The organism is Arthrobacter sp. Soil763 (assembly GCF_001428365.1).
Taxonomy (GTDB): Bacteria; Actinomycetota; Actinomycetes; order Actinomycetales; family Micrococcaceae; genus Arthrobacter.
Genome location: NZ_LMSH01000002.1, coordinates 1 through 15,764, shown reverse-complemented (window position 1 = coordinate 15,764; position 15,764 = coordinate 1). Strand labels below are relative to the sequence as shown.

The following is a 15,764-nucleotide window of genomic DNA, read 5'->3' as shown; positions in this document are numbered from 1 at the left end:
CCTCGGCGCCGGCGCTAGACTGGGAACGTTATGAATCGCACAATGTTCAAGTCCAAAATCCACCGCGCCACGGTCACCCACGCGGACCTTCACTATGTCGGCTCGGTCACCGTGGACCTGGACCTGCTCGAGGCGGCCGACATCCTCCCGGGCGAACTGGTCGCCATCGTGGACGTGACCAACGGCGCCCGGCTTGAGACCTACACGATCGCCGGCGAGCGCGGCTCCGGCGTCATTGGCATCAACGGCGCGGCCGCCCACCTGATGCATGAGAACGACGTCGTCATCCTCATCACCTACGCCCAGATGACCACGGAGGAGGCCCGGGCCTACACCCCCAAGGTGGTCCATGTGGACAAGGACAACAGGGTCGTCCAGATCGGCAACGATCCCGCCGAAGGCCACACTGCCGGGCTGCTCCGGCCGCCCCACGCCCTGAATAACGCCGAGCTCAGCTGAGGCCCGCGCCGTCGCGCGCCTGTTCATGACGATCCTTGGACAGGAATACCGGCCCCGGGGATAAATCTGATTATTGTGGGGCGGTGACCTTCCTCCCGCATCGCCCGCTTTGCCTGCACCGCCGGGGCGCAGCGTGCTAGGCGTGCTGGCCGGCTTCTTCGTCGTTTGGACCATCATCCTGGTCGGCATGTTTGTCGGCCGCCGCAACATCCTGGGCGAGAACGCCCGCTCGGTCCTCAGTGCCCTGACGTTCTTTGTGGCAAGCCCGGCGCTGCTCTTCGAAACGCTGAGCAAGGCCCGGCTCGGCGAGGTGTTTGCGGCGCCGCTGCTGGTGGCGGCGGTGAGCGCGGTAACGACGGCGGCGGTCTTCTTCGCCGTCGTCAGGCTCCTGCTGAAGCGCCCGCTCCCGGAAGCGCTGGTGTCGTCGATGAGCGCCTCGCTCGCCAATTCCGCCAACCTCGGCATTCCGATCGCCGTGTTCGTGCTGGGCGACGCCAGCTACGTCGCTCCCCTGCTGATCTTCCAGCTGGCGTTCTTCACGCCCCTGTTCCTGATGGTCCTGGATGCCACCACCACCGCGCACCGGACGACGGCCCTGAGCTTCGTGCTGATGATCCTGAAGAATCCCATGATCGTGGGATCCGGACTCGGGCTGCTGGTGGCCGGGACGGGCTGGCAGGTCCCGGCCCTAATCCTTGAGCCCATCCACCTCATCGGAGGGGCCGCGATCCCGGCGATGCTGCTCTCCTTCGGTATGAGCCTGAACGGTTCCCGTCCGTTGCAGGCGTCGGCGGCCCGCCGGGCCGACACCCTGCTGGCCAGCGGATTCAAGCTTGTCGTCCACCCGGCGCTGGCCTTCCTCTTCGCCCGGTTCGCCCTGGGCCTGCAGGACCAGGCGCTGTTCGCCGTCGTGGTCACCGCGGCCCTGCCGACCGCGCAGAACGTGTTCGTGGTGGCCAACCGGTACCGGACCGGACTCACCGTGGCCAAGGACACCGTCCTGATCACCACCGTGGTGGCCGTCCCCGCCCTGATCGGGGTGGCCCTGCTGCTGGCCTGAGCCGGGTCCGGACCGGCCCGGGCTCAGCCGGGCTCAGCGCGGGGCGAGGGCGACCGAGATGCTGTACGGCGGCAGCGTGAGTGTGGCGTGACTGTCCGCGGCCACGGTCGAACTGACCGGGGGGTCGTTGGGCTCCGGGTGGCCGCCGTTGCCCCTGCGGTGGGTCGGGTTCCACTTGTACTGCTCCGGGGAGTACTGGTCCACCTCAAGCGGCCCCTGCAGGGGACGTGCCTTGCCGCCGTCGTCCTGCATCAGACGCACGGTCACGCTCCGGCCGGGGTCCTTGTTGAACAGGAGCACGGCAAGCTTGCCGTCCGGGCGGCGGACCGAATAGGCCGTCACGAGGGCCTGGCCTTTGGCGTCGCGCAGGTCGCTGGTGGTGCTGTAGAGGGTGTGCTCGCCGGTACCGGCCTCCAGCCAGTGGTGGTTGACCAGCCGGGCGGCCTGGAATGTTGCGATCGGGCGGATTTTCCATTCGTCGTAGAACTGGAACAGCATGAGGTTGCCCGAGGTGTCGCATTTTTCCCCGACTTCGTCCTGGAACACCCAGTTCGGCTCGATGCCGTAGAAGTAGCTGGTTTCCCCGCCCATGGCGAGGAACATGGCGGAGGTCTCCGCGTTCACGATGGCGCCGGGCAGTCCGAGCTCGACCTCCCCGACGAAGGAGGAATAGCCGTATTCGGTGATCACCTTGGGGACCTCGGCCGGCAGCCCGGCGTCCGCCTGGCGTTTGAGCAGCGCCGCCAGCAGCCCGGGGTTCTGCGGCAAGGTCCCCGCGGGGTTCGCGCACACGTCATCGAACGGGTACCACTCAAAGGAAAAGAAATCGAAATCCTCCATGGCGTCCCGTTGCCGCAGGTAGGAAACGAAGCGGCCGGTCCAGGACCTGACCCCCTTGTCGTCCGGCCAGTGCACCCAGTCCGGCAGGGTGGTCTGGTAGCCCGGACCGCCGAATTGGAGATCCGGGTTGACGGCCTTCATGGCTGCTGCCATCTGCACATAGAGGGCGCCATAGTGCTCCGGCTGGGCAAGCTGCCCGTCGGGTTCCTCGCCAACCTCGACCCGCTGCACCGGGAAGCCGCGCTTTCCCAGGTACCGGGCGAGGGCGGCAGCATCCTCGGGGGTGCCGTAAAGGGCCGGGACCGGGACCATCATGGGCTCGCCCCTGGTGAGCCCGCTGGCGAACAGCCGCTCGAAGCTGGCGTGTTCGTAGTCCGTGTCCAGGTCCTCCTTGCGGTGCCAGGGATCGGTTGACGACGTCCACATGACCGTTTGCCGGTGCGAGCTGCGGTGAACGACGTGGTCGACGAACGAGGCCCCCTGCTGCTGCCCAATGTAGAGCTCCCGGACCGCGACCCCGAGCCGGTCGCGGATGTCCTTGGACCCGGCCGGGGCGGTGTTTGAATCCGCCGTGAGCAGGATGCGCAGGTACTGGACGTCGACCGGTTTGGCGGCGACCCGCACGGACTGGCTCCCCCCGGTGCCGCGGTGCGCCGCCTGCGGAAAGTCCCGCCAGGTCCCGTTGTCGACCGGAAAGCGTGCGTCCCGGCCCTGCCAGCGCTGCACCTTGAAGCTGGTGGCGTACGGAGTGCCCCAGTCGAAGCGGACGGTGTCCACGGGGACGGCGTGCGGGAATTCGACCATGATCCACTGCGGATGGAGGCTGTCCGGTTGCCCGGTGAAATGGGAGTCCAGGTAGGGGTTGCTCTTCCAGAACGTCGTGACGTCATCGTCATTGAGCCGGGAGTGGCCGCTGTTCTTGCCCTGGTCAATCGTGTTGCCCCGGCGCGGGAGGCGGTAGCCGTACGAGACGCCGTAGTCTTCCACCGGCTCCGACGAGGAGGTCCAGTAGCCCTGCTCCTTCCCGGCCTCGCTCCAGGTTCCCCGGGGGTTCCAGTGCCACGCCTTGACGCCCAGTTCGGTCCGCAGCCGGTAGCTCACCGGGCCGAAGCCGGCGGACTTCATGGCCTCGACGTTCCGGGGCGTCCAGACCCGGTCGATTTCGTTCTCCTCGAGGCCGTCCACGCCGACGCCCATGGCGCGGTGCCCCTCGAACGAGTTCACGGGCTTGTCCACCGCAATACTGACTGTCCCGTCGACCGGGGGCAGCGGCCCGGGTTCGGCGCCCCGCAGCGCGACGGTGGAGCCGATCCAGATGCCTGCCGCTGCGACGACGGCAACGGATGCCAGGGCGACGCGCCGCATGGGTCGTCGGGTCGGTTTTTGCTGCTCAGCATCAGGCGCCATGAGGTCCTCGGGTCCGCGGTAGTCCGGTTAGGGCATGGGGGAATTCAACCGGGCGGCCCTGAGCCAGCCGCCCGCGACAGCAGGGCCGTCGAGACGATCACATCCCAGTGTGCCGGGCGATCCGGGAAATTTCTACGGCCCGGAGGCCCCGGTTTTGCTCCCTTCCCTGCCTGCCGTGCACGGCGCAGGGCGAGGCTGCCGGCATCGTCACGGGGCGGGAGCGGCGTGGCACGCGGACCAAAACCGCGGCCGACCCTAAGCTGGAAAAGGCCAAAATCGGCCGCGGAAGCAGGCCGGCAACGGGGGAAGCAGTGCGCAGGATGGATACACGCCGCGGCGCGGCCGGCCGGGTTGCCTGCGTCCTTGCTGGCCTCCTGCTGGCCTCATCGACGGGCTGCGGCGGGCCCGGGCCGGGAGCCGGAGTCGGCCAACCTGCCGCCCCCGTGACCGCCCCGGCCGCCACGATCCCGGCCGCCCCCACGACGGCGGCTACCGCAGCGGCCGGTAAAGCCGCCAAGACCACGGTGCCGCCGCCCGGACAGTCGACTGCCGCGCGCACCGCCCTCAAAATGCTGTCAACGCTCCCCGTCAAGGGCCGGGCACCTAAAACCGGGTACTCCCGCGACCAGTTCGGCGAGGCCTGGGCCGACGTCGACCGCAACGGCTGCGCCACCCGCAACGACATGCTGCGCCGGGATTTGACGGCCGCCGTCCTCAAACCCGGAACCCGCGGCTGCGTCGTTCTCTCCGGCACCCTTTCGGACCCCTACACCGGCTCGTCGATCGCCTTCGTCCGGGGCGCGGCGACGAGCACTGCGGTGCAGATCGACCATGTGGTGGCCCTCAGCGACGCCTGGCAGAAGGGCGCGCACCGGCTGGCTCCGGCCCGGCGCGTGGCCTTCGCCAACGACCCGTTGAACCTGCTGGCCGTTGACGGCCCGGCCAACATGCAAAAGAGCGACGGCGATGCCGCCACCTGGTTGCCCCCGAACAGAGCCTTCCGCTGCACCTACGTGGCCCGCCAGATCGCCGTCAAGGCCAAATACGCATTGTGGGTCACCCCCGCCGAGCGGGACGCCATGGCGCGGGTGCTGGGCAACTGCCCGGCCACCCCGCCCGGGCCGGGTTCACGGCCGACAGCAACGAAGCCGGCCGCCGCGCCTGCGGCAGCCGCGGTCCCGCTGCCCCCGGCGGCGGCAACCCCGGCACCGGCGGCGGCTGACCCGGCTGGCGCGTACTACGCCAACTGCGCCGCCGTCCGGGCTGCGGGCGCGGCGCCGATCCGGCGGGGGCAGCCGGGCTACAGCAGCCGGCTGGACCGGGACGGCGACGGCGTCGGCTGTGAATAACCCGGAACCTTAGGCCGGCGGGCTCAGGCGGGGGCGAGTTCCGCGACGCCGGCGAGCAGCTCGACCGAGCGCAGCCGCTCCTCGACGCCCGGGCTCTGGTGCGCGACGATCAGTTCGTCGGCGTCGGCGTGGGCCGTGAACTCCTCGAGATAGTCCAGCACCGCGGCCGGGGTGCCCACGGCGGAGTACCTCATCATCTGCGCCATGTGCTGGCCCTGCGGCGAGTCCAGGATCATGTCCGCCTCGTCGTCGCTGAAGTCGCGGCCGTTGCCGAAGAACAAGGAGACCCGGGCCCGTTTGGTGGCCTGGAACATCGCCTGGGCGTCGGCGGCGGAATCGGCGGCGATCACGTTGACGCCGGCGATGACGTGCGGGGCCTCAAGCTGGGCGGATGGCCGGAACTCGCGGCGGTAGAGGGCCACCGCGTCCTGCAGGGCGCTGGGCGCGAAGTGCGAGGCGAATGCATACGGCAGCCCCAGCTGAGCGGCGAGCTTCGCCCCGAACAGCGAGGAGCCGAGAATGTAGAGCGGGACGTTGGTCCCCTTGCCCGGGGTCGCTTCCACGCCGGGAATGCGGGTCGGGCCGGTCAGGTAGCCCTGCAGTTCCAGGACATCCTGCGGGAAGCTGTCCGCGCTCATCGGGTCGCGGCGCAGGGCCCGCATGGTGTTCTGGTCGCTGCCGGGCGCGCGGCCCAGGCCAAGGTCGATCCGTCCCGGATGCAGCGTCTCCAGGGTGCCGAACTGCTCGGCGATGGTCAGCGGAGCGTGGTTGGGCAGCATCACGCCGCCGGCCCCGAGCCGGATGGACTGGGTGTGGGCGGCGACATGGGCGATCAGCACGCTCGTGGCGGAGGAAGCGATCGAGGACATGTTGTGGTGCTCGGCGTACCAGATGCGGCGGTACCCCAGCTCCTCGGCGCGCTGGGCCATGGCGACACTGCCGGCGAAGCTTTCCGCCGCTGTCTGGCCCTTGCCGATGATTGCCAGGTCAAGGATGGAAAGCGGAACAGTCACGGAAAAGCCGGCCTTTCGTCGTGGAGCAGGGGAGGAACTGAAGCTGGCGCGACGCGGCGGATCGCGGCGTCGCACACCGATGCCAACGACGCCGGAGCCCGGCTTATTTCTCCGCCCCTGGAGTTACCGGTCACAGGGCCCGGGCGGAATACTCAGCAGGCTTACGAGGTTGGAGCCCGTATGAGCCACGACAACCCGCAGCATCCCGAAATACCCGCCACGCTTGATGTGAAAGATCTCGGCAGGGTCCACCGGCTGGGCTTCGGCGCCATGCGCATCGTGGGCGACGGCGTGTGGGGGCAGCCCGCCGACCGCGCCGCAGCGATCGCCGTCGTCCGCCGCGCCGTCGAGCTCGGCGTCGACTTCATCGACACCGCCGACTCGTACGGGCCCGACATCAGCGAGGAGATCCTCGCCGAAGCCCTGCACCCCTATAAAGAGGGCCTGAAGATTGCCACCAAGGTCGGCTTCGCCCGCACCGGCCCGGACGAGTGGGTGCCGCTGGGCCGGCCCGAGTACCTCCGCCAGCAGACCGAACTGAGCCTGCGCAAGCTCAAGGTCGACGCCCTGGACCTGCTGCAGCTGCACCGCATCGACCCCAAGGTTGACCCGGAGGAGCAGTTCAGCGTGCTCCGCGACCTGCAGAAGGAGGGCAAGGTCAAGGCCCTTGGCCTGTCGCAGGTCAGCGTGGCCGACCTGGAGCTGGCCGGCCGGTACTTCACCGTCGCCACGGTGCAGAACCGGTACAACCTCACCGACCGCAGCTCCGAGGATGTCCTCAACTACGCCGAAGAACACGGCATCGGTTTCATCCCCTGGGCCCGGTCTCGGCCGGGGAACTGGCCCGTCCGGGCGGCCCGCTGGAGACGGCGGCCACCCGCCTTGGCGCCAGCACCTCCCAGGTGGCCCTCGCCTGGCTGCTTCGCCGGTCCCCGGTCATGATGCCCATCCCTGGCACCGGGACGGTCAAGCACCTCGAGGAGAACCTGGCCGCCGCCGGCGTCGTCCTCGACGATGCCACCTACGCCGAACTTGAAGCCGCACGCTGAACCCCCACCCCATCCCCGCCGGCCCCGTGGCCGGCAGAACAGGAGAACAACATGGCTAACATCCTGATGGTCGTTTCCGCCGCCGATTCCCTCACCATGCGGGACGGCAGCAAGCACCCCACCGGCTACTGGGCCGAGGAACTCGTGGTCTCGCACCGGACCCTGAAGGACGCCGGGCACAGCGTCAGCCTGGCGACCCCGGGCGGCGCCAAGCCGACCGTGGACCAGGTCAGCCTGGCCGCGGAGTCGGCCGGCGGGCAGGACCGCGCCGACAGCTTCCGCGACTACATCGCCAGCATCGACGCCGAACTCTCCGCGCCGCTGGTGCTGGCCGACGTCGACCTCTCCGGCTACGACGCGATCGTGATGCCCGGCGGCCACGGCCCGATGGCCGACCTGTTCCAGGACGCCGACCTGGGCCGGCTGCTGGTCGAGGCCAACAAGGCCGGCAAGGTCATCGCCCCCTTCTGCCACGGTCCCGCCGGCCTGCTGAGCGCCGTCGACGACGCCGGCAACTTCGCCTTCGCGGGACGCCGCCTGACGGTGTTCACCAACGAAGAGGAGCTCGGCGGCGGCACCGGGGAAAACACTCCCTGGTTCGTTGAGGACGAACTCAAGGCCAAGGGCGCCACGGTGGAAAACGGCGCTGCCTGGAGCTCCAACGTGGTCCGGGACGGCAACCTCATTACGGGGCAGAACCCGCAGTCCAGCGAGGACGTGGCCAAGGAAGTCGCCGCGGCCCTCGCTGGATAGCCCAGGCTTCCTTGCCTAAATAAAGACTGACCTTAGCCGGGTCCGGGCTTCCGGACCCGGCTAAGCTAACGCCATGGCCATCAAAACCACTGCAGAGAAAGTCGCCACCATCCAGAAGGGCTACACGCTGGAGGGGCCCACCATCGAGCTGGGAGCCGCGATCGTCGACGGTGAACTCCGCGCGGAGGCTCCCGTGCGGCTGCCCCTGGCGATGATGAACCGGCACGGCCTGGTCGCCGGCGCGACCGGCACGGGCAAGACCGTGACACTGCACATGATGGCCGAACAGCTCTCCACCGCCGGGGTGCCGGTGTTCCTCGCCGACATCAAGGGCGACCTTTCGGGCCTGGCGACGGTGGCCACCGGGTCGGAAAAGCTGAAGGCCCGCACCGACAGCATCGGCCAGCCCTGGTCCGGCAAGGCATTCCCGGTGGAATTCCTGGCCCTGGGCGGCGACGGCGCCGGCATCCCGGTCCGGTCCACCATCACCTCCTTCGGGCCCATCCTGCTGTCCCGCGTGATGGAACTGAACGAGACACAGGAATCCAGCCTGCAGCTGGTCTTCCACTTCGCGGACAAGAACAACCTCGAACTGATCGACCTGAAGGACCTGCGGGCGGTCATCCAGTTCCTGACCTCCGACGAGGGCAAGGACGAACTGTCCAACCTGGGCGGTCTCTCCAAATCGACCGCCGGCGTCATCCTCCGCGAGCTCATCACCCTGGAGGCGCAGGGTATGGAGAAGTTCTTCGGGGAACCGGAGTTCGATACCGCCGAGCTGCTGCGTACGGCCCCCGACGGGCGCGGCGTGGTGACCTGCCTGGAGCTGCCCACGCTGCAGACGAAGCCGATGCTGTTCTCCACGTTCCTGATGTGGCTGCTGGCCGACCTGTTCGAGGACCTGCCGGAGGCCGGCGATCTGGACAAGCCAAAGCTCGTCTTCTTCCTCGACGAGGCGCACCTGCTCTTCAACGACGCCTCCAAAGCGTTCCTGGAGGCGATCACCACCACGGTCCGGCTCATCCGGTCCAAGGGCGTCGGCATCTTCTTCGTAACGCAAACCCCCAAGGACGTCCCCGCCGACGTCCTTGGCCAGCTGGCCAACCGGATCCAGCACGCCCTGCGCGCGTTCACCCCCGAGGACGCCAAGGCGCTCAAAGCCACGGTGTCCACCTTCCCGATCAGCGACTATGACCTTGAGGAGACGCTCACCTCCGCCGGGATCGGCGAAGCCGTCATCACCGTCATGAACGAGAAGGGCGCTCCCACACCGGTTGCCCTGACCCGGCTCCGGGCACCGGAGTCCGTGATGGGACCGAGCGAAGACTCGCTGGTCGCCGGGACGGTGGCCGGCTCGGCCCTGCTCGCCAAGTACGGCACCGCCGTGGACAACGTCTCCGCGTATGAAAAGCTTTCGGGCCAGGCCGCAGCGCCGACCGGCCCCGCGGCCGGGGATGCCCGCGACGGCGGCGTGGCCGGCGGCCAGGACCAGGCCGACGTCGACGCCGATGCCCGCCGGATCGAGGAAGACATCCTGGGCCGGCCGAGCAGCCGTCCCGCGCCGGCGCCCGAACCGCCGCGCGCCCCGCAGCGCCGGGCACCGCAGCCGCAGGAGTCCGGCGGGATGGCCGGCGACCTCGCCGGCGCGCTCGGCGGCGCCCTGGGCGGCGGGCTGAAGAGCATGGCACGGTCGCTGGGCACCCAGATCGGCCGGGAGCTGCTCCGCGGGGTCTTCGGCACGTCCTCCAGGCGGCGCCGGCGGTAGTGCACCGCGGGTAGTACGCCGCCGGTAGCCGGGTGCGCCCGGCCGGCCCGGCGCGGACGCCCGGGCCGGCGTCATGGTGCACGTCACACTGCCACCCCGGGAGACCGGCATTCGGCCACCCGGCAGGTAACGTAAGGTACGTGCAAATGAGTCAGGCGTTGGTCAGGATCGCAGCCGCGTGGCTGCTGGGCCTGATGCTCGCCGTGGCCGGCGCCGTCGTCGCGGTGAACCTGGTCAACAATTCCATTGCCAGTCCGCAGCAGCCGGTCCGCGAGTACCTGGACGCCCTGCGCAAGGGTGAAGGCGAGAAGGCCCTGGGCCTGCTGCACGCCTCGGTGCCGCAGAGCAACCCCGCCATGCTGGACGGCGAGGCCCTGAAAACCGCCACTGCGCGGATCACCGACGTGAAATTTGGCGACGCCGAGGACCGCGGCGGCAACCAGGCCATGGTCCCGATCGACTACACGATCGACGGGAACCGGCTTCACACCGAGTTCCTCTTGCAGAGCTCCGGAACCCAGTGGCTTTTCTTCCACGACTGGTCCTTCGTGCCCGCCGCGCTGCCCGTCGTGGATGTCACCGTGGTGAACTCCAGCCAGGCCAGCCTCAACGGGGTGCCGGTGAACATGCCCGACGGGCGCAACTCCTTCGCCGTGTTCTACCCCGGCGAATATGAGGCGTCCCTGGACGACCAGTACTTCGCCGCCCCCGCGACCAAGGCCACAGTCACCAGCCGGGACATGCCCTCGGCGCCGCTGAACCTGTTGACCCAGGCCACCGACGGCCTCAAGGATGCCGTCTCTGCCAAGGTGAAGGAATTCCTGGACGGCTGCGCCGAGCAGGCCGACAAGCGGCAGCAGCTCCAACCCGCGTGCCCGTTCTACCACGCCACCAACAACCGGGTCGTGGACGGCACCATCGACTGGAGCATCGCCGACTATCCGGCCGTCAGCATCGAGCCGTTCGGCGGCCGCTGGGTTGTTGCCCCGCTGGACGGGAAGGCAAGGATCAAGGCACGGCAGGTCGACCTGTTTACCGGCGCCGTAACGGAATTGAACGCCGTCCATGACTTCAGCTTCACCACCCGCCTGGACATCACCGGCGACACGGTGAAGCTCACGCCCCAGCTCAACTACTAGCCGCCTACAGGCCGGCCTTAACGCCGAAGAGCTGCCCTTCGTGGCGTCAGCACACGAACGGCAGCCCTCCGGGCGGGCGAACGCTTAGTCCATGCCGCGCAGGTCGAGGACCAATTCACTGTCCCCGTCGGCCTGCAGCACCACGGGGATGCCCCAGTCCTGCTGGTACAGGTGGCACGCAGCGTGGTCCGGAATCTCGCCGTCGGCGTCCTCCGGTCCGTCGCAGGCCGCCGCACGGGCGGTGATGTGCAGGACGCCCTCGGGGACGTCGGAGGCAAGCTCCAGGGTGCGGAGCAGCCCGACCGAGGTCCCGCCGCCCGCGACCAGCAGTTCGGGCGGCGTCGAGGAGATCTTCAGCTGCGTCGGGTCGCCCCAGCGGTCGTCCAGCTTCTGCCCGGTCGGTGCCGTGAACCGCACCGTCAGGGACAGCAACCCGGGAGCCACCGGGCTCTTGGGCCGGTGCGTCTGGGACGCTCCTTCGTCAACCTGCTGCGCTTCCTTGGGGATCGGGACGTACACGAGCTGGTGCTTGTTCGCCTCCACCACGACCAGCAGCGGCTCCGCGCCGGCTACGTGGGTGTGGTCCACGATCACGTCGGAGGGTTCGGACAGTCCCCGCGCCAGCGTGGACACCGTCCCGGTGGCCGGGTCGTAACGGCGGACTGCGCCGTTGTACGTGTCGGCGATCGCCACCGAGCCGTCGGGCAGCACCGTCACGCCAAGCGGATGCTGCAGCCGCGCGTCCGCTGCCGGGCCGTCGCGGAAACCGAAGTCGAACAGTCCCTTGCCGACGGCGGACTCGACCGTGATGGCGCCGTCGCCGGCGATCACGAGTTTGCGCAGCGCGGAGGTCTCGGAGTCTGCGACCCAGATGTTACCGTCCGCGTCCTCGGCGAGGCCGGAGGACTGGGCGAACCAGGCCTCGGCGGCGGGGCCGTCGAGCAGGCCCTCAAGGCCGTTGCCGGCGATGATCGACACGGCCCCGCTCACGGGGTCGAAGCTGAAGATCTGGTGCACGCCGGCCATGGCCACCACGACGGCGTTGAGCCGGCCGGACCAGACGACGTCCCAGGGGGAGCTGAGGGAGACCTGCAGCGGGTCCGCTTCGAGCGGGCTGCCGTACGCGGCGCCCTCCTCGTCCACGCGGGCGGGCCCGGTTTCGAGCAGCCGCTGTACGCCGTTGCCGGCGAGCGTCCTGACGCTTCCGTCGGCGAGCGACAGGCCGCGGAGCCGGTGGTTGACCGAGTCGGCGATGACGACGTCGTAGCCGGCCTTCGCGGCCGCGTCCTCGGGGAGCAGCACCAGGCCCTGCGGCTCGTTGAAGCGCGCGTCCGCGGCGGCGCCGTCGGCGTGGCCCTTCTCGCCCGAACCGTAGGTGGCCAGCACGGTTTCGAAATCGGTCGACAACTGCACGACCCGGTGGTGGCCGGTGTCAGTGACCAGCCAGGATCCGGCGCTGTCGGCGCCGTCCGCCACGGATCCGCCGCGGCCGGCGGGCAGGAACAGGGCCTTGCCGGGGAACCGCAAGGTGCCCGACGTCGGCTCCGGCGCCACGTAGGGGCCGTCGCCGCGGTGCAGCGTGCCCTTGGCTTCGTGCTCGGCGATCAGCTCCGGGATGAGCACCGCCAGGCCGTCCGCGTGACCCTCACCGGACAGGTGCGCCACGATGTAGCCCTCGGGGTCGATCACCACGAGCGTGGGCCAGGCCCGGGCCGTGTAGGCCTTCCAGGTCTCCAGTTCGGGGTCGTCCAGGACCGGGTGGCGGATCTCGTAGCGCTCGACGGCGGCGGCGAGGGCCACCGGGTCGGCTTCGTGTTCGAACTTGGGCGAGTGCACGCCGACGGTCACGAGGACGTCCGAGTACTGCTGCTCCAGCGGGCGGAGCTCGTCCAGGACGTGGAGGCAGTTGATGCAGCAGAAGGTCCAGAAGTCGAGCAGCACGATCTTGCCGCGCAGGGATTCGAGGTCCAGGGACTTGCCGCCGGTGTTCAGCCAGCCCCGGCCCACGAGTTCGGAGGCCCTGACCCGGTGGTGGGTGCGTACGGTTTCGCTCATCAGCGTCCTTCCAGCTTTGAATTGCGTTCTGCCAGCTTCGCATCGCGTTCGGCGAGCTGGGCAAACATATCGTTGTAAGCGGTGAGATCGGCGTCGTTATTCCTGTCCGCCGCCCGGTCGGTTCGCTTGGACTCGCGCGCGTCGGAGCGGGACCACATGATCGCGACGCCGATTGCCACGAGCAGCGTGGGCACTTCGCCGATCCCCCACGCCACGGCGCCGCCCTTCTGCTGGTCCAGGAGGGCCGAGCCGCCCCAGGTCCGGCCCAGGTTGCCGAAGTAGTCCGCCGCCAGCAGGCCTGTGCCGCCCATGATGGCGACGCCGAAGAATGCGTGGAAGCCCATCGTGGCCAGCAGGAGCAGCAGCCGCATCGGGTACGGCGCGCGGCGCGGCAGCGGGTCGATGCCGATCATGGTGAGCACGAAGATGTAGCCGGTCAGGGCGAAGTGCAGGTTCATCAGTTCGTGGCCCACGTGCTCGCGCATGGCGTAACCGAAGGCGTCCGAGTAGTAGAACAGGATGATCGACCCGGCGAAGTTCGCGGCGGCGAACAAGGGGTGCGTGACGAGTTGGGAGAACTTCGAATGCACGAAGACCAGCAGCCACTCCCGGGGCCCGCGGGAGCTGTCTCGGCGCGGAGCGAGGGCCCGCAGCGCGAGCGTCACCGGGGCGCCGAGGACGAGGAAGATGGGGGCCACCATGGTCAGCGCCATGTGGTCGATCATGTGCGCGGAGAACAGCACGCGGCCGTAGACCGACGGCGGACCGGACGTGATGTAGGTCAGGACCAGCAGGCCGATCACCCAGTTCACGGTCCGGAATGCGGACCAGGAGTCGCCGCGCTGGCGGACCTTGCGCAGGCCCAGCAGGTAGGACACGAGCCCAAAGACCGCGACGGCGACCCAGAGCCAGTCCAGGCGCCACTCCGTCAGCCAGCGTTCCGGCGTCGGCTCCGGGGGCAGCTCGTAACCGGAGAGGATGAAGGCCGGGGACGCGTCCGGGGCAAAGGTAGTTGGTTGCGGCGGCGCCGAACGGCCCAGCGCCACCGCGATACCCGATGTCGCCCCCATGATGAGCAGTTCTGCGAGGACAAGCTGCCACAGTACGCGGCGGGCAGAGAGGCTTCCGCCGTTGCCGTCGAGCTGCGGGATGATCCAGCGCCGGTGCATCAGCCCGATCCCGCCCAGGACCAGCACCGCCGCGGTCTTGGCCAGGACCAGCTGGCCGTAGGCGGACCCGGCGAGGTCGGCCCAGGTGGAAATCCTGATGCTGGCGTTGATGACGCCGGAGGCAAACACGAGTACGAACGCGAACCCGGCCAGGGAGGAGAAGCGGCTCAAGGCGGGGCCGGTGGCATCGCTCCGCCCCCGGTCGCCGGGTCCGCCGGCGCCGGCCAGGACGCCGGAGAGCAGGGCCAGGACGATGATGCCGCCGACCCAGACCGACACACCCACCAGGTGCAGACCGAGCGAGTTGATGGCGCCCTCGTGGTCATTGGAGCTGGCCGAGTGGCCGATCAGCGCCACCGGCACCAGACCCGCCAGGGCCAGCACCAGCGTCGCCGCCAGCGCCCCGGGCGCGCGGACGCCGAACAGTGCCGTCGTGACGACCGCCGCGATGATGACGACGGCCAGCCAGGCGCGGCCGGTGTCGATGTCCGTCATGAAGTAGACGAGGGACCTGGTGAACTCCGGGTCTCCCGCGACCGCCTGCCCGGCGATGTCCGAGTAGCTCAGGACCAGGACGGCGACGGCTGCCAGCGTCCATCCGACCCCGGCAGCGGCCGCGACGGCCAGCACCCGGGTGAAGGCGGGGTGTTCCGGCTCGTCCGTGTCCCTGCCCTTGCGGCCCGACAGGCTCCGGGGCAGGATGCCGACCGCGAAGATCAACGCGCCGACGACCGTGGCGAAAGAGACATTGTGCAGGGCCTTGGCGACGGGCAGGCCCCACCGGACCAGGGCGCCGGGATCAGAGACCGCGCGGGCGCCCGCTGCACCGGAGAAGAGCAGCGCCGCGACCAGTCCGACGAGGACGGCTCCCAGGCCTACTGCGAGCCACGGGCTGCTGATGGCCGGCACTCCGGCACCCGAGCCGGGCGCTCCCCGGTGGGAGGGCGCTGCTGGGGTTCGGGATTTTGCTGCAGAAGGCACACCTCCATTGTCCGCTACCCCCGCCCGCGGGCCGAATCCGGGCCCTGCCGCTTAACGCAAAGGAGCGGCAACCCGGCTGGGTTGCCGCTCCTTTCAAGCGGATGAAGAAGACTACTTCTTCTTGGCGACGGCGGCCTTCAGCTTGGAGCCTGCGGTCAGCTTGACGCTGTGGCCGGCTGCAATCTGGATGGTCTCGCCGGTCTGCGGGTTGCGGCCGGTGCGGGCCGCGCGGTCGGTGCGCTCAACGGCGAGCCAACCCGGGATGGTGATCTTTTCGCCCGCGGCGACAGAGGTCTCGAAAACCTCGAACAGTGCGTCGAGCACGGAGTTGACGGCTGCCTGGCTGGTGCCGGCCTTGCCAGCTACCTCTGCAACAAGTTCACTACGGTTCTTAGCCATTTATGTCCTCCTGGACGGTTCTCATCTCTGAAGCCTGCACGCGGCATGCGTGCAAACCACTCCCCGAAAACTTACCAGCTTGGCGCCGTCGAGGAGGCAAATTCCGCGTGTTTTCGCTGTTTTTTCGGGAAAATCACGGGTTCCGAGGCTTCAACTGCCCATAATCGACCGGACCGGTAGCTTTCGCCCCTCCGGCAGGGGTGTCTGGGTGGTGGTTGGGTGGTTAACGTGGGAGAGCCTCCAACCTGGTGGTTGGAGGCTCTCGACCTGAATGATGTTCCGGCGGTGACCTACTCTCCCACACCCTCCCGGGTGCAGTACCATCG

Annotated in this window: 11 protein-coding genes and 1 pseudogene; 7 read left to right on the top strand and 5 right to left on the bottom strand. The window is 69.1% G+C overall.

Going from position 1 to position 15,764, the window contains the following annotated elements; all coding sequences use genetic code 11:
• Positions 1-30 precede the first annotated feature (30 nt).
• Together panD and ASG71_RS03620 are read left to right on the top strand one after the other, a co-directional pair.
• Complete coding sequence (gene panD / locus ASG71_RS03625) at positions 31-459, top strand: aspartate 1-decarboxylase (RefSeq protein ID WP_200947934.1); 429 nt, start codon at positions 31-33, stop codon at positions 457-459.
• Between the two features lie 133 nt (positions 460-592).
• The gene (locus ASG71_RS03620; protein WP_056737275.1) at positions 593-1,519 is read left to right on the top strand and encodes an AEC family transporter; all 927 of its coding nucleotides are present in this window, start codon (positions 593-595) and stop codon (positions 1,517-1,519) included.
• Positions 1,520-1,552: 33 nt separating this feature from the next.
• Here the strand turns inward: ASG71_RS03620 and ASG71_RS03615 are convergent, their stop codons facing one another.
• Positions 1,553-3,766, bottom strand: coding sequence for a discoidin domain-containing protein (locus tag ASG71_RS03615; RefSeq protein WP_157366200.1), 2,214 nt, complete (start codon positions 3,764-3,766; stop codon positions 1,553-1,555).
• Between the two features lie 443 nt (positions 3,767-4,209).
• On the opposite strand from ASG71_RS03615, the gene ASG71_RS03610 reads away from it, so the two are divergent.
• Positions 4,210-5,115: a DUF1524 domain-containing protein gene (locus ASG71_RS03610; RefSeq protein WP_414826644.1), complete on the top strand. Its 906-nt coding sequence runs from the start codon at positions 4,210-4,212 to the stop codon at positions 5,113-5,115.
• A 23-nt stretch (positions 5,116-5,138) separates the two neighbouring features.
• On the opposite strand, the gene ASG71_RS03605 is transcribed toward ASG71_RS03610, so the two are convergent.
• Entirely contained in the window at positions 5,139-6,128 is a 990-nt protein-coding gene (locus ASG71_RS03605; RefSeq protein ID WP_056737271.1) for an LLM class flavin-dependent oxidoreductase, read from the bottom strand.
• 180 nt (positions 6,129-6,308) lie between these two features.
• Between ASG71_RS03605 and ASG71_RS03600 the strand changes: the two are divergent.
• From ASG71_RS03600 to ASG71_RS03585, 4 genes and pseudogenes are all read left to right on the top strand, one after another.
• Positions 6,309-7,177, top strand: a pseudogene (locus tag ASG71_RS03600) (aldo/keto reductase).
• 51 nt (positions 7,178-7,228) lie between these two features.
• Positions 7,229-7,930, top strand: a complete 702-nt coding sequence (locus ASG71_RS03595; RefSeq protein ID WP_056737269.1) for a type 1 glutamine amidotransferase domain-containing protein — start codon at positions 7,229-7,231, stop codon at positions 7,928-7,930.
• A gap of 73 nt (positions 7,931-8,003) precedes the next feature.
• Positions 8,004-9,695 (top strand): helicase HerA-like domain-containing protein, encoded by a 1,692-nt coding sequence (locus tag ASG71_RS03590; protein ID WP_056737267.1) that lies wholly within the window; start codon positions 8,004-8,006, stop codon positions 9,693-9,695.
• A gap of 146 nt (positions 9,696-9,841) precedes the next feature.
• Positions 9,842-10,834: a hypothetical protein gene (locus ASG71_RS03585; RefSeq protein WP_056737265.1), complete on the top strand. Its 993-nt coding sequence runs from the start codon at positions 9,842-9,844 to the stop codon at positions 10,832-10,834.
• An 84-nt stretch (positions 10,835-10,918) separates the two neighbouring features.
• Here the strand turns inward: ASG71_RS03585 and ASG71_RS03580 are convergent, their stop codons facing one another.
• The 3 genes from ASG71_RS03580 to ASG71_RS03570 all read right to left on the bottom strand — a co-directional run bounded on the left by ASG71_RS03580 (position 10,919) and on the right by ASG71_RS03570 (position 15,438).
• Entirely contained in the window at positions 10,919-12,889 is a 1,971-nt protein-coding gene (locus tag ASG71_RS03580; protein ID WP_056737263.1) for an NHL domain-containing thioredoxin family protein, read from the bottom strand.
• The gene (locus tag ASG71_RS03575) at positions 12,889-14,967 is read right to left on the bottom strand and encodes a cytochrome c oxidase assembly protein (protein WP_414826643.1); all 2,079 of its coding nucleotides are present in this window, start codon (positions 14,965-14,967) and stop codon (positions 12,889-12,891) included. Before ASG71_RS03575 ends, ASG71_RS03580 begins: the two co-directional genes overlap by 1 nt.
• A gap of 183 nt (positions 14,968-15,150) precedes the next feature.
• Positions 15,151-15,438: an HU family DNA-binding protein gene (locus ASG71_RS03570; RefSeq protein WP_011776355.1), complete on the bottom strand. Its 288-nt coding sequence runs from the start codon at positions 15,436-15,438 to the stop codon at positions 15,151-15,153.
• Positions 15,439-15,764 lie beyond the last annotated feature (326 nt).

Excerpts from the sequence above, each read along its gene's own strand:
- ASG71_RS03615 (WP_157366200.1), bottom strand. The coding sequence starts at position 3,766 with ATGGCGCCTGATGCTGAGCAGCAAAAACCGACCCGACGACCCATGCGG.
- ASG71_RS03585 (WP_056737265.1), top strand. The coding sequence starts at position 9,842 with ATGAGTCAGGCGTTGGTCAGGATCGCAGCCGCGTGGCTGCTGGGCCTG.
- ASG71_RS03595 (WP_056737269.1), top strand. The coding sequence starts at position 7,229 with ATGGCTAACATCCTGATGGTCGTTTCCGCCGCCGATTCCCTCACCATG.
- panD (WP_200947934.1), top strand. The coding sequence starts at position 31 with ATGAATCGCACAATGTTCAAGTCCAAAATCCACCGCGCCACGGTCACC.
- ASG71_RS03580 (WP_056737263.1), bottom strand. The coding sequence starts at position 12,889 with ATGAGCGAAACCGTACGCACCCACCACCGGGTCAGGGCCTCCGAACTC.
- ASG71_RS03570 (WP_011776355.1), bottom strand. The coding sequence starts at position 15,438 with ATGGCTAAGAACCGTAGTGAACTTGTTGCAGAGGTAGCTGGCAAGGCC.
- ASG71_RS03590 (WP_056737267.1), top strand. The coding sequence starts at position 8,004 with ATGGCCATCAAAACCACTGCAGAGAAAGTCGCCACCATCCAGAAGGGC.